General features: G+C 61.6%; 16 protein-coding genes and 1 other RNA gene. All 17 read left to right on the forward strand.

Annotated features, from left to right (window positions below):
* Positions 1 to 159: 159 nt before the first annotated feature.
* The gene (gene rsmI / locus PMA3_RS04090) at positions 160 to 1,065 is read left to right on the forward strand and encodes a 16S rRNA (cytidine(1402)-2'-O)-methyltransferase (protein WP_162493642.1); all 906 of its coding nucleotides are present in this window, start codon (positions 160 to 162) and stop codon (positions 1,063 to 1,065) included.
* A 75-nt stretch (positions 1,066 to 1,140) separates the two neighbouring features.
* Positions 1,141 to 1,494: RNase P RNA component class A (gene rnpB, locus PMA3_RS04095), an RNA gene on the forward strand.
* Positions 1,495 to 1,850: 356 nt separating this feature from the next.
* Positions 1,851 to 2,306 carry a division/cell wall cluster transcriptional repressor MraZ gene (gene mraZ / locus PMA3_RS04100; protein WP_064675969.1) on the forward strand — a complete coding sequence of 152 codons (456 nt, stop codon included), beginning with the start codon at positions 1,851 to 1,853 and terminating at the stop codon, positions 2,304 to 2,306.
* Positions 2,303 to 3,250: a 16S rRNA (cytosine(1402)-N(4))-methyltransferase RsmH gene (rsmH, locus tag PMA3_RS04105; protein WP_064675970.1), complete on the forward strand. Its 948-nt coding sequence runs from the start codon at positions 2,303 to 2,305 to the stop codon at positions 3,248 to 3,250. Before mraZ ends, rsmH begins: the two co-directional genes overlap by 4 nt.
* Entirely contained in the window at positions 3,247 to 3,540 is a 294-nt protein-coding gene (ftsL, locus tag PMA3_RS04110) for a cell division protein FtsL (RefSeq protein WP_064675971.1), read from the forward strand. The genes rsmH and ftsL overlap by 4 nt, the downstream gene beginning before the upstream one ends.
* Positions 3,540 to 5,279, forward strand: a complete 1,740-nt coding sequence (locus PMA3_RS04115; protein ID WP_191626350.1) for a peptidoglycan D,D-transpeptidase FtsI family protein — start codon at positions 3,540 to 3,542, stop codon at positions 5,277 to 5,279. Before ftsL ends, PMA3_RS04115 begins: the two co-directional genes overlap by 1 nt.
* Positions 5,279 to 6,742 (forward strand): UDP-N-acetylmuramoyl-L-alanyl-D-glutamate--2,6-diaminopimelate ligase, encoded by a 1,464-nt coding sequence (locus PMA3_RS04120; RefSeq protein ID WP_064675973.1) that lies wholly within the window; start codon positions 5,279 to 5,281, stop codon positions 6,740 to 6,742. Before PMA3_RS04115 ends, PMA3_RS04120 begins: the two co-directional genes overlap by 1 nt.
* Positions 6,735 to 8,102: a UDP-N-acetylmuramoyl-tripeptide--D-alanyl-D-alanine ligase gene (locus PMA3_RS04125; RefSeq protein WP_064675974.1), complete on the forward strand. Its 1,368-nt coding sequence runs from the start codon at positions 6,735 to 6,737 to the stop codon at positions 8,100 to 8,102. The genes PMA3_RS04120 and PMA3_RS04125 overlap by 8 nt, the downstream gene beginning before the upstream one ends.
* Positions 8,102 to 9,184, forward strand: coding sequence for a phospho-N-acetylmuramoyl-pentapeptide-transferase (gene mraY, locus PMA3_RS04130; protein ID WP_064675975.1), 1,083 nt, complete (start codon positions 8,102 to 8,104; stop codon positions 9,182 to 9,184). The genes PMA3_RS04125 and mraY overlap by 1 nt, the downstream gene beginning before the upstream one ends.
* Positions 9,185 to 9,189: 5 nt before the next feature.
* Positions 9,190 to 10,536, forward strand: a complete 1,347-nt coding sequence (gene murD / locus PMA3_RS04135; protein ID WP_064675976.1) for a UDP-N-acetylmuramoyl-L-alanine--D-glutamate ligase — start codon at positions 9,190 to 9,192, stop codon at positions 10,534 to 10,536.
* Entirely contained in the window at positions 10,533 to 11,750 is a 1,218-nt protein-coding gene (gene ftsW, locus PMA3_RS04140) for a putative lipid II flippase FtsW (RefSeq protein ID WP_064675977.1), read from the forward strand. Before murD ends, ftsW begins: the two co-directional genes overlap by 4 nt.
* Positions 11,740 to 12,810 carry an undecaprenyldiphospho-muramoylpentapeptide beta-N-acetylglucosaminyltransferase gene (murG, locus tag PMA3_RS04145; RefSeq protein WP_064675978.1) on the forward strand — a complete coding sequence of 357 codons (1,071 nt, stop codon included), beginning with the start codon at positions 11,740 to 11,742 and terminating at the stop codon, positions 12,808 to 12,810. Before ftsW ends, murG begins: the two co-directional genes overlap by 11 nt.
* Positions 12,803 to 14,263, forward strand: coding sequence for a UDP-N-acetylmuramate--L-alanine ligase (gene murC / locus PMA3_RS04150; RefSeq protein ID WP_064675979.1), 1,461 nt, complete (start codon positions 12,803 to 12,805; stop codon positions 14,261 to 14,263). Before murG ends, murC begins: the two co-directional genes overlap by 8 nt.
* Entirely contained in the window at positions 14,260 to 15,252 is a 993-nt protein-coding gene (locus tag PMA3_RS04155) for a D-alanine--D-alanine ligase (RefSeq protein WP_064675980.1), read from the forward strand. The genes murC and PMA3_RS04155 overlap by 4 nt, the downstream gene beginning before the upstream one ends.
* Positions 15,253 to 15,256: 4 nt before the next feature.
* Positions 15,257 to 16,126 (forward strand): cell division protein FtsQ/DivIB, encoded by an 870-nt coding sequence (locus PMA3_RS04160; protein ID WP_064675981.1) that lies wholly within the window; start codon positions 15,257 to 15,259, stop codon positions 16,124 to 16,126.
* A 14-nt stretch (positions 16,127 to 16,140) separates the two neighbouring features.
* Positions 16,141 to 17,400, forward strand: a complete 1,260-nt coding sequence (ftsA, locus tag PMA3_RS04165; protein ID WP_033061341.1) for a cell division protein FtsA — start codon at positions 16,141 to 16,143, stop codon at positions 17,398 to 17,400.
* Between the two features lie 71 nt (positions 17,401 to 17,471).
* On the forward strand, positions 17,472 to 18,665 hold the full coding sequence (ftsZ, locus tag PMA3_RS04170; RefSeq protein WP_064675982.1) for a cell division protein FtsZ: 1,194 nt from the start codon (positions 17,472 to 17,474) through the stop codon (positions 18,663 to 18,665).
* Positions 18,666 to 18,706 lie beyond the last annotated feature (41 nt).

Raw genomic sequence — 18,706 nt, forward strand, 5'->3', positions numbered from 1 at the left:
CGATCAAATTAGCGTGGAATTGTACCCAAGCGCTGGCCGGGGCGCGATGTTACTGGCGTGAATCGATCAATTTAGCTCATGCAAATGTTGCAGTACGGCATAAAAGGCAGAAAAACCAGGGATGGCTTGCGCCTGTCGCGAACGTCGCTACGCGCTACAATGGCGGCTTTTACCGATCATGAGGTGTGCGCTTTGACTGCTCCAGGTGCTTTGAATTCCGCTGCCGGCTCGCTTTATGTGGTGGCGACGCCCATCGGCAACCTGGACGATATCAGTGCGCGGGCACTGAAAATCCTGCGCGAGGTGGCACTGATTGCCGCCGAAGACACCCGCCACTCGCAGCGGTTGATGCAGCACTTCGGCATTCCCACACCGCTGGCGGCCTGCCATGAACATAACGAACGGGATGAAGGTAGCCGCTTTATTACCCGTCTGCTGGCCGGCGACGATGTGGCGTTGATCTCCGATGCGGGGACACCGCTGATTTCCGATCCGGGTTATCACCTGGTGCGTCAGGCCCGTGCCGCGGGCATCAATGTAGTGCCGGTGCCGGGTGCCTGCGCATTGATTGCAGCGTTGTCGGCGGCAGGCCTGCCGTCGGATCGTTTCATTTTCGAAGGCTTTCTCCCGGCCAAGGCCGTGGGGCGCCGTGCTCGCCTGGAGCAGGTAAAGGAAGAGCCGCGCACGCTGATTTTCTATGAGGCCCCGCACCGCATCCTTGAATGCCTGCAAGATATGGAGCTGGTCTTCGGGCCGGAGCGTCCGGCGTTGCTGGCGCGGGAACTGACCAAAACCTTTGAAACGCTCAAGGGCTTGCCGTTGGCCGAGCTTCGCGAGTTCGTCGAGTCGGACAGTAATCAGCAGCGCGGCGAGTGCGTCGTGTTGGTGGCGGGCTGGTCGGCGCCCGAAACCGAGGATGCCGTCAGTAGCGAAGCGATGCGTATCCTTAATCTGTTGCTCGAAGAAATGCCGCTCAAGCGTGCCGCCGCGTTGGCGGCGCAGATTACCGGCGAGCGCAAGAATGTGCTCTACCAGGTCGCGCTGGATAAGCAGAAGGGCGAGTAAAACCCGACGCAAAGGCAGGGTCCAAGGCGTTTAGCGCTTGTTCTTCGGCCGCTCTACCGTTAACCTTCGCGGCGGAGAGTCGATCGGACAGTCGCTGCCCTCTATGAAAATTAGGGGGGGGAGGAAAGTCCGGGCTCCATAGGGCGAAGTGCCAGGTAATGCCTGGGAGGCGTGAGCCTACGGAAAGTGCCACAGAAAATAACCGCCTAAGCGCTTCGGCGCCGGTAAGGGTGAAAAGGTGCGGTAAGAGCGCACCGCACGACTGGCAACAGTTCGTGGCTAGGTAAACCCCACTTGGAGCAAGACCAAATAGGGTCCCAAGGCGTGGCCCGCGCTGGGACCGGGTAGGTTGCTAAAGATGTCCAGTGATGGCCATCGTAGACGAATGACTGTTCAAGACAGAACCCGGCTTACAGATCGACTCTCCACCTTTTTTTCAGCCTCTGCTTAACTCATTGAGCAGGGGTGCTGTGATGGCAATTTCCCTCCTTTCACAATCGTCAGCAGAAGCACTTCTGTAATACCAAAAAAATCTTACTCTTAACAAAATACTTTAACTTCCGAGCCCAGGCTTCTGTTCTGGCTCAAGTTATTGGTTAGCTTCACCTGCCGGATCCCCGTAGCCCCCTCCTTTATGCCCCTAAATCCAAGTTCTGTAAGGGTTTTCCTTTGATGTGCGCCTTGACGGTGCGGTAGCCGCATTCCTATAGTGTGCGCAAGTGGCGGAAAGTGGCACGAAGTGGGTTTTTTGAGCTAAAACCGCTAGAATTTGGAGAAACGCTGTCGTGTTTCGCGGAGCTAATGCAATCAGTCTTGATGCAAAGGGCCGTCTCGCTATGCCGAGCCGGTACCGTGACGAGCTGGTTTCGCGCAGTTCCGGTCAATTGATCGTCACGATCGATGCCGTTGATCCATGTCTGTGTGTTTATCCCCTCGATGAGTGGGAAATCATTGAAACCAAATTGCGCGCATTGCCTTCGCTCCGCGAAGAGAACCGCCGTCTGCAGCGTTTATTGATTGGTAATGCCGTCGATCTCGAGCTCGATGGCAGTGGTCGTTTTCTGGTTCCGCCGCGTCTTCGTGAATATGCCAGGTTGGATAAGCGCGCGATGTTGGTAGGCCAACTGAACAAGTTCCAATTGTGGGACGAGGATGCCTGGGACGCGGTTTCTGCCGCTGACCTGGCTGCTATTCAACAACCGGGCTCCATGCCTGATGAACTGCGTGATTTGATCCTGTGACTATTGATAGCGGCTTTAACCACATCACCGTACTGCTTGACGAAGCCGTCGAGGCTCTCGCCGTACGACCTGATGGCTGCTATCTGGACGGTACGTTCGGACGCGGCGGACACAGCCGGTTGATCCTCAGCCAGCTCGGGCCGGATGGTCGGGTACTCGGGTTCGATAAAGATCCTCAAGCGATTGCCACCGGGCAAACGCTAGCGGCCGAAGACGGCCGCTTTGTCATTGTACAGCGTAGCTTTGCCGAGCTCGGTTCGGAAGTCGCCGAACGCGGCCTGACGGGCAAGGTCAGCGGCGTTCTGCTCGATCTGGGCGTGTCTTCGCCGCAACTCGACGACCCTGAGCGCGGCTTCAGTTTCCTCAACGATGGGCCGCTGGATATGCGCATGGACCCGTCCCGCGGGATCAGCGCTGCCGAATTCGTCAACACTGCGCCGGTGGAAGAAATTGCCCGGGTGTTCAAGGAGTACGGCGAAGAACGTTTCTCCGGTCGCATGGCCCGTGCCGTGGCCGAGCGTCGCGACATCAAGCCGTTCGAGCGCACTGGCGATCTGGCTGAAGTCCTGAAAGTCGCCAACCCGGCGTGGGAAAAGGGCAAGAACCCGGCGACCCGTGCGTTCCAGGGCCTGCGCATCCACGTCAACAACGAACTGGGCGATCTGGAGGCCGGTCTCGAAGCCGCCCTGGACTGCCTGGAAGTCGGCGGTCGTCTGGTGGTTATCAGCTTCCATTCGCTGGAAGACCGCATCGTCAAACTGTTCATGCGCAAACTGGTGAAAGGCGAAGCCGACAACCTGCCGCGCAACCTGCCAGTACGTCACGTCGCCTTCGAACCGAAAATCAAGGTCCATGGCAAGGCGCAGTCCGCCTCCGAGGCCGAACTCAAAGCCAACCCTCGTTCACGCAGCGCCATCATGCGTGTCGCGGAGAAATTGCGGTGAGCAGGCTTTTCGCCAAGCCACTTCCTGGCGGAAGCTTTTTCATGCTGCTGCTGTTTGTCGGCGTGCTCGTGTCTGCCGTCGGCGTGTCCTACAGCGCCCACTGGAACCGTCAGCTGCTGAACTCGCTGTACAACGAGTTGAGCGTGCGCGACAAGGCCCAGGCGGAGTGGGGCCGGTTGATTCTCGAACAGAGCACCTGGACCGCCCACAGCCGTATCGAAGTCCTGGCAACCGAGCAACTGAAGATGCGCATTCCCGGCGCCGCTGAAGTGCAGATGGTGGCGCCATGATGAAACTCGAAGGCGCACTCTTTCCGTGGCGATTTCGCCTGGTGCTGGGCTTGCTCGGCGTCATGGTCGCGGCCATTGCCTGGCGCATCATCGACCTGCAAGTCGTCGACCGTGCCTTCCTGAAAGGCCAGGGCGACGCGCGCAGTGTTCGACACATCCCGATTCCGGCTCACCGTGGCTTGATCACCGACCGTAATGGCGAGCCTTTGGCCGTGAGTACGCCGGTCACCACCCTGTGGGCCAATGCCAAGGAAATGCAGCTGGCCAAAGAGAAGTGGCCAGCTCTGGCCGCTGCGCTGGGGCAGGATCCCAAAGCCCTGGCCGAACGTCTCGAAGCCCAGGCCAATAAAGAATTCATTTACCTGGTGCGCGGGCTCACCCCCGAACAAGGCCAGTCCGTGCTCGATCTGAAAGTGCCGGGGGTTTATGGCATTGAAGAGTTCCGGCGCTTCTACCCGGCCGGTGAAGTCACCGCGCACATGGTCGGATTTACCGACATCGACGACCATGGCCGAGAAGGGGTCGAACTGGCCTACGACGAATGGCTGGCCGGGGTGCCGGGCAAGCGACAGGTCATCAAGGACCGGCGCGGCCGACTTATCAAGGATGTCCAGGTCACCAAAAACGCCAAGGCCGGAAAGCCCTTGGCGTTGTCCATTGATCTGCGCCTGCAGTATCTGGCCAACCGTGAACTGCGCAACGCGATCATCGAGAACGGCGCCAAGGCTGGCAGCCTGGTGATCATGGACGTGAAGACCGGCGAGATCCTCGCCATGGTCAACCAGCCGACCTACAACCCGAACAACCGGCGCAACCTGCAACCGGCGATGATGCGCAACCGCGCAATGATCGATGTGTTCGAGCCGGGTTCGACCATGAAAGCGATCTCCATGAGCGCCGCCATCGAAACCGGTCGCTGGAAACCAAGCGATACCGTCGAGGTTTACCCGGGCACGCTGCAGCTGGGCAAGTACACCATTCGTGACGTTTCCAAATCCGAAGGTCCGGTGCTCGACCTGACCGGGATCCTGATCAATTCCAGTAACGTCGGCATGAGCAAGGTCGCGTTCGACATCGGCGGCGAAACCATTTTCCGCCTGGCACAGAAAGTCGGTCTTGGCCAGGACACCGGTCTGGGTTTCCCGGGCGAGCGCGTCGGCAACCTGCCGAACTACCGCGAATGGCGCAAGGCGGAAACCGCCACGTTGTCCTACGGCTACGGTATTTCCGTGACCGCGATCCAGTTGGTCCACGCCTTCTCGGCCTTGGCCAACAATGGTCGCCTCGCGCCACTGACGCTGATCAAAACCGACAAGGTGCCGCAATCCACCGAAGTGCTGCCCGAAGCGGTCGCGAAAACCATGCAGACCATGCTGCAGCAGGTGATCGAAGCTCCGCGCGGAGTATTCCGTGCGCAGGTGCCGGCCTATCACGTGGGCGGCAAGTCCGGTACCGCACGTAAAACGTCGGTCGGTACCAAAGGCTATGCCGTGAACTCCTACCGCTCGCTGTTTGCCGGCTTCGGACCGATGAGCGATCCGCGCTACGCAATCGTCGTGGTGATCGATGAACCGACCAAGGCCGGTTACTACGGCGGCCTGGTATCGGCGCCAGTATTCAGCAAAGTGATGTCCGGGACCCTGCGCTTGATGAACATCACGCCGGACAATCTGCCACCTGTTCAACAAGCGAACGTAACACCAGTCGTTCCGCTAAAAGCCAATGGAGGGCGCGGCTGATGTCCCTGAGCCTGAACAAGATTTTCGCCCACGCCGGCCGCGATCTGTTGATCCGCGAACTGACCCTGGACAGCCGCAACGTGCGGGCGGGCGATCTGTTTCTCGCCGTTCCTGGCGCCAAATTCGACGGTCGAGCGCACATTGCCGACGCCTTGCAGCGCGGTGCCGCAGCCGTGGCTTATGAAGTCGAAGGCGCGACAGTGCTGCCGATCACCGACGTGCCGCTGATTCCGGTCAAGGGCCTGGGGGCGCAGCTGTCGGATATCGCGGGGCGTTTTTATGGTGATCCGAGCCGTCATCTGAATCTGATCGGCGTCACCGGCACCAACGGTAAAACCAGCGTAACGCAGCTGGTCGCGCAAGCGCTGGACTTGCTCGGTCAGCATTGTGGCATCGTCGGTACCCTGGGCTCCGGTTTCCATGGCGCGCTGCAAAGCGGCCTGCACACCACCCCGAACCCGATTGCCGTGCAAGCGACCCTTGCCGACCTGAAAAAGGCCGGTGCCAAAGCCGTGGCGATGGAAGTCTCTTCCCATGGTCTGGATCAGGGGCGCGTGACGGCGTTGGCGTTCGATGTGGCAGTGATGACCAACCTGTCCCGCGATCATCTGGATTACCACGGCACCATGCAGGCCTATGGCGAAGCCAAGGCCAGGCTGTTTGCCTGGAACGATTTGAAATGCCGGGTGGTTAACCTCGATGACGATTTCGGCCGGCGACTGGCTGCCGACAAGCGCGAGTCGCGGTTGATCACCTACAGCCTGGAAGATTCCCGCGCCTACCTCTATTGCCGTGAAGCGCACTTCGACGACGAAGGCGTGCGCGCCACACTGGTCACCCCGCAGGGCCAACATTTTTTGCGCAGTACCTTGCTCGGTCGCTTCAACCTGAGCAACGTACTGGCCGCCGTGGGTGCCTTGCTCGGACTGGACTACGCCCTGGACGAAATTCTCAAGGTGTTGCCGAAACTCGAAGGCCCGGCCGGTCGCATGCAGCGGCTTGGCGGGGGTTCCCAGCCCTTGGTGGTGGTTGATTACGCCCACACGCCGGACGCGCTGGAAAAAGTCTTGATGGCCCTGCGTCCGCACGCCAAGGGCCGTTTGCTGTGCCTGTTCGGTTGCGGCGGTGATCGCGATCGCGGCAAGCGTCCGCTGATGGCCGAAGTGGTCGAGCGCCTGGCCGACGGTGTGCTGGTAACCGACGACAACCCGCGTACCGAAGACCCCGCGGTGATTTTCGATGACATCCGCGCCGGCTTCACGGCTGTGGATAAAGTCACGTTCGTCGCTGGCCGTGGCCAGGCGATCGCCCAGCTGATCGCCAGCGCTTCGGCGGATGACGTGATTGTCCTGGCTGGCAAAGGTCATGAGGACTATCAGGAAATCAATGGCGAGCGTCACGCATTCTCCGATCTGGTCGAGGCCGATCATGCCTTGACCGCGTGGGAGGTGGCCCATGCTTAAAGCCTTGAAACTGAGCCAACTGACCGATGCGCTGAACGGCCGGTTGCTGATGGCCGACGCCACCTTCGATGGCGTCAGTATCGACAGTCGCGCCATCAAGCCGGGCCAGCTGTTCATTGCCCTGACCGGTCCGCGCTTCGATGGCCATGACTATTTGAACGACGTGGCCAGCCTGGGCGCCGCCTGTGCGTTGGTCGAGCGTGAAGTCGCTGACTGCGCGCTGCCGCAACTGCTGGTTAAGGATGCCCGCCAGGCCCTGGGGCAATTGGGCGCGATGAATCGTGCCGCGTTTACCCATCCCGTGGCGGCCATCACCGGCTCCAGCGGCAAGACCACGGTCAAGGAGATGCTCGCCAGCATCCTGCGCACACGCGGTTCGGTACTGGCGACCCGCGGTAATCTGAACAATGACCTCGGCGTACCGCTGACCCTGCTCGAACTCGCGCCGGAACACACCGCAGCAGTGATCGAGCTTGGCGCTTCGCGGCTCGGCGAAATTGCCTACACCGTCGCCATGACCAAGCCCCATGTGGCCGTGCTCAACAACGCAGGAACCGCCCACGTCGGCGAGTTCGGCGGGCCGGAAAAAATCGTTGAAGCCAAGGGTGAGATCATTGTAGGGCTGGCGGCCGATGGCATCGCCGTGCTCAATCTCGACGACAAGGCGTTCGCCATCTGGAAGGCCCGCGCCGCCGGTCGCCAGGTACTGACGTTCGCCCTGAGCAATGTCAGCGCCGACTTCTTTGCCAGCGATCTTGACCGCGACGCTCGCGGCTGCCCGGCCTTCATTCTGCACAGCCCTGAAGGTGAGGAGCGGGTTCAACTGAACCTGCTCGGCACCCATAACGTCGCCAATGCCCTGGCCGCCGCAGCGGCAGCCCATGCATTGGGCGTATCGCTGTCCGGCATCGTCGCCGGCCTTGGCGCGGTGCAACCGGTCAAGGGTCGCACTGTCGCGCAACTGGCCAGCAATGGCATGCGCGTGATCGATGACACGTACAACGCGAATCCCACCTCCATGTGTGCCGCCGTTGATATACTGGCCGGCTTTTCCGGCCGCACCGTCCTGGTGCTCGGGGATATCGGCGAGTTGGGCGAGTGGGCGGAGCAGGGGCACCGCGATGTGGGCGAATACGCCCGTGGCAAGGTTTGCGCGCTTTACGCTGTCGGGCCACTGATGGCCCACGCCGTGAACGCCTTCGGTGAGCAGGCCTGGCACTTCAGCACTCAGGCTGAACTGATCAAGGCGCTCGAGGCCGAGCAAGACACAAACACCACCATTTTGATCAAAGGCTCGCGCAGCGCGGCGATGGAAAACATCGTCGCCGCTTTGTGCGGGACCCGTCTGGAGAAACATTAATGCTGCTGCTGCTAGCGGAGTATATGCAACAGTTCTACAAAGGCTTCGCGGTCTTCCAGTACCTGACCCTGCGCGGGATCCTCGGTGTGCTGACCGCGTTGGTTTTGTCGCTGTGCTATGGCCCGTGGATGATCCGTACTTTGCAGAAACGTCAGATCGGTCAATCCGTTCGTAACGACGGTCCACAATCGCACCTGTCCAAATCCGGCACCCCGACCATGGGCGGCGCGCTGATTCTTTCGTCCATCGGCGTCAGCACCTTGCTCTGGGCAGACCTGAGCAACCGTTATGTCTGGACCGTACTGCTGGTGACCTTGCTGTTTGGCGCCATCGGCTGGGTCGATGACTACCGCAAGGTGATCGAGAAGAACTCCCGTGGTCTGCCGAGTCGCTGGAAATACTTCTGGCAATCGGTGTTCGGCCTGGGGGCGGCGATCTTCCTGTTCATGACCGCCACGACGCCGGTGGAAACCACCCTGATCCTGCCGATGCTCAAGGACCACAGCATTGCGCTGGGCGCAGGCTTCATCGTCCTGACTTATTTCGTGATCGTCGGTTCGAGCAACGCGGTCAACCTGACCGATGGCCTCGACGGCCTGGCGATCATGCCGACCGTGATGGTTGGCGGCGGGCTGGGGATCTTCTGCTACCTCTCGGGTAACGTGAAGTTCGCCGAATACCTGCTGATTCCTTATGTTCCGGGCGCCGGCGAGTTGATCGTGTTCTGCGGCGCGCTGATCGGCGCGGGCCTGGGCTTCCTCTGGTTCAACACCTATCCGGCCCAGGTGTTCATGGGCGATGTTGGCGCGCTCGCGCTGGGCGCGGCCCTGGGCACTATCGCGGTGATCGTCCGTCAGGAAATCGTCCTGTTTATCATGGGCGGCGTGTTCGTGATGGAGACCCTGTCGGTCGTGATCCAGGTTGCCTCCTTCAAGCTGACCGGTCGCCGTGTGTTCCGCATGGCACCGATTCACCACCACTTTGAACTCAAGGGCTGGCCCGAGCCGCGTGTGATCGTCCGTTTCTGGATCATCACCGTGATTCTGGTACTGGTCGGCCTTGCCACCCTGAAGCTGAGGTAGAACGAGTGTCTCTGATCGCTTCTGACCACTTCCGCATCGTTGTCGGCCTCGGCAAGAGCGGCATGTCCCTGGTTCGCTTCCTGGCGAACCGGGGCACGTCGTTTGCTGTCGCCGATACGCGGGAAAATCCACCGGAACTGGCCACGCTCAAGCGTGACTATCCGCACGTGGAAGTGCGTTGTGGCGAGCTGGACGTCGAGTTCCTGTGCCGCGCCGACGAGCTCTACGTGAGCCCTGGCCTGGCGCTGGCGACCCCGGCCCTGCAGGCTGCCGCCGCCCGTGGCGTTAAATTGTCCGGCGATATCGAGCTGTTCGCGCGTAACGCGAAAGCGCCGATTGTCGCCATCAGCGGTTCCAACGCGAAAAGCACCGTCACCACCCTGGTCGGCGAGATGGCGGCAGCGGCGGGCAAACGTGTTGCTGTCGGGGGCAACCTCGGCACGCCGGCGCTGGACCTGCTCAGCGACGATGTCGAGCTGTACGTGATGGAACTGTCGAGCTTCCAGCTTGAGACCACCGATCACCTCGGTGCGGAAGTGGCGACCGTGCTCAACGTCAGCGAAGATCACATGGACCGCTACAGCGGCCTGCCGGCCTACCACCTGGCCAAGCACCGGATTTTCCGGGGTGCCCGACAGTTCGTGGTCAACCGCCAGGATGCCCTGAGCCGTCCGTTGATAGGCGAGGGCCAGCCGTGCTGGACCTTCGGCTTGAGCAAGCCCGATTTCAAGGCTTTTGGCATTCGCGAAGAAGACGGCGAGAAGTACCTGGCCTTCGAATTCCAGAACCTGATGCCGGTGCGCGAGTTGAAAATTCGCGGCGCGCATAACCAGTCCAACGCCCTGGCGGCATTGGCGCTGGGTCACGCCGTCGGCCTGCCGTTCGACGCCATGCTCGCCAGCCTGCGCACCTTCGCCGGGCTCGAACACCGCTGCCAATGGGTCCGCGACCTGGATGGCGTGAGCTACTACAACGATTCCAAAGCCACCAACGTCGGCGCCGCACTGGCCGCCATTGAAGGCCTGGGCGCGGACATCGACGGCAAACTCGTGCTGATCGCCGGTGGCGACGGCAAGGGTGCCGAGTTCAAGGACCTGCGGGCTCCGGTGGCGGTCAACTGTCGCGCCGTCATTTTGCTGGGCCGTGACGCCGACAGGATTGGTGAGGCCATTGGCGATGCCGTGCCGCTGATTCGCGTGGGTTCGCTGGTCGAAGCCGTGGAGCAATGCCGCGCCATCGCAGAACAGGGCGACGCGGTGCTGCTGTCGCCGGCCTGCGCCAGTTTCGACATGTTCAAGAACTACGAAGACCGTGGTCACCAGTTCGTCCGCGCTGTGGAGGAACTGGCATGAGCCTGAGAAACATCATCAAGCCGTATCCATCGCCGATCATCACCGGGCGCGGTATCGACCTCGATTTTCCGATGCTCGCCGGTTGCCTGGCACTGCTCGGCCTGGGGCTGGTCATGATCACGTCCGCCTCGTCGGAAGTGGCCGCAGTGCAATCGGGCAACACCCTGTACCACATGATCCGCCACCTGATTTACCTGGTGCTCGGCCTGGGGGCGTGCGTCGTCACCATGATGATTCCGATTGCCACCTGGCAACGTCTCGGCTGGTTGATGCTGCTCGGCGCCTTCGGTTTGCTGGTGATGGTGATCATCCCGGGGATCGGCCGCGAGGTGAACGGGTCGATGCGCTGGATCGGTTTCAGTTTCTTCAACGTACAGCCATCGGAAATCGCCAAGGTATTTGTCGTCATTTACCTCGCTGGTTACCTCGTGCGTCGCCAGAAAGAAGTCCGCGAAAGCTGGATGGGGTTCTTCAAGCCCTTCATCGTCCTGCTGCCCATGGCCGGTCTGTTGCTGATGGAGCCGGACTTCGGTGCCACCGTGGTCATGATGGGCGCGGCGGCCGCGATGCTGTTCCTCGGCGGGGTCGGGCTGTTCCGCTTCACCTTGATGGTGGCGCTGGCATTCGGGGCAGTGACCGTCCTGGTTCAGGCGCAACCCTACCGGATGGCCCGTCTGATTACCTTTACCGACCCCTGGGCCGACCAGTTCGGTTCCGGCTACCAGCTGACCCAGGCGCTGATCGCCTTCGGTCGCGGCGAGTGGCTGGGCGTTGGCCTGGGCAATAGCGTGCAGAAGCAGTTCTACCTGCCCGAAGCTCACACCGACTTCGTGTTCTCGGTCCTGGCCGAAGAGCTCGGCATGGTGGGTTCCCTGTGCACCGTCGCCCTGTTCGTGTTCGTGTGTGTGCGCGGCATGTACATCGGTTTGTGGGCCGAGAAAGCCAAGCAGTATTTCGCGGCGTATGTGGCCTACGGCCTGTCGTTCCTGTGGATCGGTCAGTTCCTGATCAACATCGGGGTGAATGTCGGCCTGTTGCCGACCAAAGGCCTGACCCTGCCGTTCCTCAGTTACGGCGGCAGTTCGCTGGTGATCTGCTGTGCCTGTCTCGGCTTGTTGCTGCGCATCGAGTGGGAGAGTCGAACCCATTTGGGCAGTGAAGAGATGGAGTTCCAGGAGAGCGACTTCGCCGAGGAGCCGACCCATGGGCGCTAACGTCTTGATCATGGCGGGCGGCACCGGTGGCCACGTGTTCCCGGCGCTGGCCTGTGCACGCGAGTTCCAGGCCCGGGGCTACACCGTGCATTGGCTCGGGACCCCGCGCGGCATCGAGAATGAGCTGGTGCCGCTGGCCGGTATCGAGCTGCACCGGATCGACGCCAGCGGTCTGCGGGGCAAGGGCAAGCTGTCCCTGTTCAAGGCGCCGTTCATGGTACTCAAATCCATTTGGCAGGCACGGGCGATCATTCGCCAGCTGCAGCCGGTGTGTGTGGTCGGTTTCGGTGGATTTGTGACCGGACCCGGTGGTGTTGCAGCCAAACTGGCCGGCGTGCCGGTGATCGTTCACGAGCAGAACGCCGTGGCGGGTACCGCCAATCGGTTGCTGGTGCCGTTGGCCGCCCGGGTCTGTGAAGCGTTCCCCGACACCTTTACCCTGTCGGGCAGCCGTCGGACCACCGGTAACCCGGTGCGCACCGAGTTGTTCCTCGAGACACCGCGACCCGCCCTGGCAGGTCGCAAGGCGCGTTTGCTGATCCTGGGCGGAAGCCTGGGCGCAGAACCGTTGAACAAATTGCTGCCTGAAGCCCTGTCGCAAGTCGACCCCGACCTGCGTCCGGAGGTGTTTCATCAGGCCGGCAAAAACCACGATGAAGTGACCGCAGAGCGCTATCGCGCGGCTGGCGTCGAGGCGCAAGTGCAGCCTTTCATCAAAGACATGGCCCAAGCCTATGGCTGGGCCGACCTGGTGGTATGCCGCGCAGGCGCGCTGACCATCAGTGAACTGGCCGCCGCCGGTCTGCCCTCGATGCTGGTGCCATTGCCCCATGCGATCGACGATCACCAGACCCGCAACGCCGATTATTTGGCCCGGGAAGGCGCTGCTTTCCTGATGCCACAAAGAACGACTGGCGCAGCGGATCTTGCCGCACGCCTGACAGAGGTCCTGATGCAACCACAACGACTCGCCGACATGGCCACCGCCGCCCGCCGCCTGGCCAAACCCGATGCCACCCGTAACGTGGTCGATACCTGCCTGGAGGTGGCCCATGGTTGAGAATCAGAAAGCCATGCCGCATCCGGAAATGCGCCGCATCCGTCGCATCCACTTCGTCGGTATCGGCGGCGTGGGCATGTGCGGCATTGCCGAAGTGTTGCTGAACCTGGGCTATCAAGTGTCCGGTTCCGACCTGAAGGCTTCGCCGGTGACCGAGCGTCTGGAGTCCTTTGGCGCCCAGATCTTTATCGGCCACCGTGCCGAGAACGCCGCGACCGCCGATGTGCTGGTCACCTCCAGTGCCGTGAACACGTCCAACCCGGAAGTCGCCACCGCCCTGGAGCGCCGGATTCCGGTGGTGCCGCGGGCAGAAATGCTCGCCGAGCTGATGCGTTATCGCCACGGCATCGCCGTCGCCGGTACCCACGGCAAAACCACCACCACCAGCCTGATCGCTTCGGTGTTCGCCGCCGGTGGCCTGGACCCGACATTCGTGATCGGTGGCCGTCTGAATGCAGCGGGTACCAATGCCCAGCTGGGCACCAGCCGTTACCTGATTGCCGAAGCCGATGAAAGCGACGCCAGTTTCCTGCACTTGCAGCCGTTGGTGGCCGTGGTCACCAACATCGACGCCGATCACATGGCGACCTACGACGGTGACTTCAACAAGCTGAAGAAAACCTTCGTCGAGTTCCTGCACAACCTGCCGTTCTACGGTCTGGCGGTGGTGTGCCTGGACGATCCGGTGGTGCGCGAAATCCTGCCATTGGTCAAGCGTCCGACCGTTACCTACGGCTTCGACGACGACGCCGACGTGCGCGCGATCAATGTGCGCCAGCAAGGCATGCAGACCTTCTTCACTGTGTTGCGTCCCGACCGTGAACCGCTGGATGTCTCGGTGAACATGCCGGGCAACCACAACGTGCTCAACTCGCTGGCCACCATCTGCATCGCCACTGACGAGGGCGTCAGCGACGAAGCCATCGTCCAGGGCCTGTCCGGGTTCCAGGGCGTTGGTCGCCGCTTCCAGGTCTACGGCGAACTGCCGGTAGAAGGCGGCAACGTGATGCTGGTCGACGACTACGGTCACCACCCGACCGAAGTGGCCGCGGTGATCAAGGCCGTGCGCGGAGGCTGGCCGGAGCGTCGCCTGGTGATGGTTTACCAGCCGCACCGCTACAGCCGCACTCGCGACCTGTACGACGATTTCGTCAATGTACTGGCCGATGCCAACGTCCTGCTGCTGATGGAAGTCTATCCGGCCGGCGAAGAGCCGATCCCCGGGGCCGACAGCCGCAAGCTGTGCAACAGCATCCGCCAGCGCGGTCAACTCGACCCGATCTACATCGAGCGTGGCGTCGATCTGGCGCCGCTGGTCAAGCCGCTGCTGCGTGCCGGCGACATCCTGCTGTGCCAGGGTGCCGGTGATATCGGTGGTCTCGCACCGAAATTGTTGAAGAGTCCGTTGTTCGCGGGCGCGGTTGCCGCGCCGAGCGTGGGGAAGTTGAAATGACTGCTGTTTACGCCAACCTCGTCTCCACTGTCGCGCCGAAAGACTTCGGCCGCGTCGCCGTGCTGTTCGGCGGCAAGAGTGCCGAGCGTGAGGTATCCCTGAAGTCGGGTAACGCGGTGCTCGACGCGCTGCTCAGCGCCGGTGTCGACGCATTCGGTCTCGACGTCGGCGATGACCTGCTGCAGCGCCTGATGAACGAAAAGATCGACCGCGCCTTCGTCATCCTCCACGGTCGTGGCGGTGAAGACGGCAGCATGCAGGGCCTGCTCGAATGCCTGGGCATTCCGTACACCGGTAGCGGCATCCTGGCCTCGGCACTGGCGATGGACAAGCTGCGCACCAAGCAGGTCTGGCACAGCCTCGGCATTCCGACGCCACGCCACGCGGTGCTGAGCTCTGAGGCCGATTGTATTTCGGCAGCGACGGAACTGGGCTTCCCTTTGATCGTCAAACCGGCCCATGAAGGTTCAAGTATCGGTATGGCCAAAGTGACGAGCGCGTCTGAATTGATCGACGCGTGGAAAGCGGCCAGTACCTACGATTCGCAAGTGTTGGTCGAGCAATGGATTCAAGGTCCGGAGTTCACCATCGCCACCCTGCGTGACCAGGTGTTGCCACCGATTGCCCTGGGCACGACCCACAGTTTCTACGACTACGACGCCAAGTACGTGGCATCCGATACCCAGTACCGGATCCCGTGTGGCCTCGACAGCAGCAAGGAACAAGAACTCATGGACCTCACGGCCAAAGCCTGTGAGGCGCTGGGTATCGCCGGTTGGGGCAGGGCGGACGTGATGCAGGACGCCGACGGGCAGTTCTGGTTTCTGGAAGTCAACACCGCACCGGGCATGACCGATCACAGTCTGGTGCCGATGGCCGCCCGTGCCGCCGGTCTGGATTTCCAGCAACTGGTGTTGGCGATTCTGGCGGCCAGTGTTGCCGGTAACGCTGCCATTCACGCCGCCAGTAACAACGAGCCGCGAGGTTAAGACCATGCAAGGCGCTCAGCTGAGACATCAGCCTCCCGCACCGACCGGCCGCAAGCCGGTACCGCGGGGTGCAAGCCGAATGGTGGCCAAAGAGCCGATGTCCGCGCGCCTGCCGAAAGCCAATTTTGCTTTTATCAAAAGCCTGTTCTGGCCGGTGCTGCTGGTAGCGCTGGGTTTCGGCACCTACGAAGGCGCACAGCGTTTGCTGCCGTACGCCGACCGGCCGATCAGCAAGATCGCGGTGCAGGGCGACTTGAGTTACATCAGCCAGCAAGCGGTGCAGCAGCGGATCGCCCCGTTCGTGGCGGCGAGCTTCTTCACCATCGACCTGGCGGGCATGCGCACCGAGCTGGAACAGATGCCATGGATTGCCCACGCGGAAGTACGCAGGGTATGGCCGGATCAAGTGGTGATCCGCCTGGAAGAACAACTGCCGGTGGCCCGTTGGGGCGACGAATCGCTGTTGAACAACCAGGGACAGGCGTTCACCCCGCGTGAACTGGCGAACTACGAACACCTGCCACAGCTGTTCGGCCCACAACGGGCTCAACAGAAAGTGATGCAGCAATACCAGGTGCTGAGCCAGATGCTCAGGCCGTTGGGCTTCTCGATTGCACGGCTGGAGTTGCGTGATCGAGGCAGCTGGTTCCTGACCACCGGCGCAGGCAGCGCGGGTCCGGGGATCGAACTGCTGCTGGGACGCGGCAACCAGGTGGAAAAGATGCGCCGCTTCATTGCCATCTATGACAAGACGCTCAAAGAACAGATTACGAACATTGCGCGCATCGATCTGCGCTACGCCAACGGCCTCGCTGTTGGCTGGCGGGAACCGGTAGCGCCTACGACAGCCCAACCCGCTGTCGCGAAGAATTAAGAGAGGCAGGACCCATGGCAAACGTGCAAAGCGGCAAAATGATCGTCGGTCTCGATATCGGCACCTCCAAGGTGGTGGCGCTGGTCGGCGAGGTCTCGGACGACGGCACGCTGGAAATCGTCGGGATCGGTACCCATCCGTCCCGTGGCCTGAAGAAGGGCGTGGTGGTGAACATCGAGTCCACCGTGCAGTCGATCCAGCGCGCGATCGAAGAAGCGCAGCTGATGGCCGGTTGCCGGATCCACTCGGCGTTCGTCGGCGTGGCGGGCAATCACATCCGCAGCCTGAACTCCCACGGCATCGTGGCGATTCGCGATCGCGAAGTCAGCTCCGCCGACCTTGAGCGCGTACTCGACGCCGCCCAGGCTGTGGCGATCCCGGCTGACCAGCGCGTGCTGCATACCCTGCCGCAGGATTACGTGATCGATAACCAGGAAGGCGTGCGTGAGCCGCTGGGCATGTCCGGCGTACGCCTGGAAGCCAAGGTCCACGTGGTCACCTGCGCCGTCAACGCCGCACAGAACATTGAAAAATGCGTGCGTCGCTGCGGCCTGGAAATCGACGACATCATTCTCGAGCAACTGGCTTCGGCCTACTCGGTGCTGACCGACGACGAGAAAGAGCTGGGCGTGTGCCTGGTGGACATCGGCGGCGGCACCACCGACATCGCGATCTTCACCGAAGGCGCCATCCGTCACACCGCGGTGATCCCGATTGCGGGCGACCAGGTGACCAACGACATCGCCATGGCGTTGCGCACTCCGACCCAGTACGCCGAAGAAATCAAGATTCGCTACGCCTGCGCCCTGGCCAAACTGGCCGGTGCCGGCGAAACCATCAAGGTGCCAAGCGTTGGCGACCGTCCACCGCGCGAGCTGTCCCGTCAGGCCCTGGCCGAAGTGGTCGAGCCGCGTTACGACGAGCTGTTCACGCTGATCCAGGCCGAACTGCGTCGCAGCGGCTACGAAGACCTGATCCCGGCCGGCATCGTGCTGACCGGCGGCACCTCGAAAATGGAAGGCGCGGTCGAACTGGCCGAAGAGATCTTCCACATGCCGGTCCGCCTGGGCGTGCCCCATGGCGTCAAGGGCCTGGACGACGTCGTCCGCAACCCGATCTATTCCACTGGCGTCGGCCTGTTGATGTACGGCCTGCAGAAGCAGTCCGACGGGATATCGTTCTCGGGCATCAGCAGCCGCGACAGCTACAGCAATGAAGAACCGAAAGTCGCCTTGCTCGATCGCTTCAAGAGCTGGGTACAGGGCAACTTCTAAAGATGTACCGCAGCACCGTTGTAGATACAGGCAGTAGGCGCAAAAACTAGAGAAATGAAAGGAGAGGGAAAATGTTCGAACTCGTAGACAACATCCCCGCAAGCCCGGTTATAAAAGTTATCGGTGTTGGCGGAGGCGGCGGCAACGCCGTCAACCACATGGTCAAGAGCAACATTGAAGGCGTTGAATTCATCTGCGCCAACACTGATGCCCAGGCGCTGAAAAGCATCGGCGCGCGGACCATCCTGCAACTGGGCACCGGCGTGACCAAAGGTCTCGGCGCTGGCGCCAACCCTGAAGTAGGTCGTCAGGCCGCTCTCGAAGACCGTGAGCGCATTGCCGAGGTCCTGCAGGGTACCAACATGGTGTTCATCACCACTGGCATGGGCGGCGGTACCGGTACCGGTGCTGCGCCGATCATTGCCGAAGTGGCCAAGGAAATGGGGATCCTCACCGTTGCGGTGGTGACCCGTCCGTTCCCGTTCGAAGGCCGCAAGCGCATGCAGATCGCCGACGAAGGTATCCGTCTGCTGTCTGAAAGCGTCGACTCGTTGATCACCATCCCCAACGAGAAGCTGCTGACCATCCTCGGCAAGGACGCAAGCCTCTTGTCGGCTTTCGCCAAGGCCGACGATGTACTGGCCGGTGCCGTTCGCGGTATCTCCGACATCATCAAGCGTCCGGGCATGATCAACGTCGACTTTGCCGACGTCCGTACCGTGATGAGCGAAATGGGCATGGCAATGATGGGCACTGGCTGCGCCAGCGGTCCGAACCGTGCACGCGAGGCCACCGAAGCGGCCATTCGCAACCCGTTGCTCGAAGACGTTAACCTGCAAGGTGCACGCGGCATCCTGGTGAACATCACCGCCGGTCCTGACCTGTCCCTGGGTGAGTACTCCGACGTGGGTAGCATCATCGAAGCCTTCGCTTCCGAGCACGCGATGGTCAAGGTCGGTACCGTTATCGATCCGGACATGCGCGACGAGCTGCACGTGACTGTGGTTGCCACAGGTCTGGGCGCGAAAATCGAGAAGGCTGTGAAGCTCATCGATAACACCGTGCATACCTCCATGGCTTCCCAGCCACAACAACAAGCCCCTGCACGCCAGGAACAGCCAGCGGTAAACTACCGTGATCTGGACCGTCCGACCGTCATGCGCAACCAGGCTCAGGCCGGTGCTGCGGCTGCCGCGAAGATGAATCCGCAAGACGACCTGGACTACCTGGACATTCCGGCTTTCCTGCGTCGTCAGGCCGATTGATGGAATGTATCAGGGCTATGAAGGTGATTGGTGTTCAGCAA

It is taken from the genome of Pseudomonas silesiensis, from assembly GCF_001661075.1.
Lineage (GTDB): Bacteria > Pseudomonadota > Gammaproteobacteria > Pseudomonadales > Pseudomonadaceae > Aquipseudomonas > Aquipseudomonas silesiensis.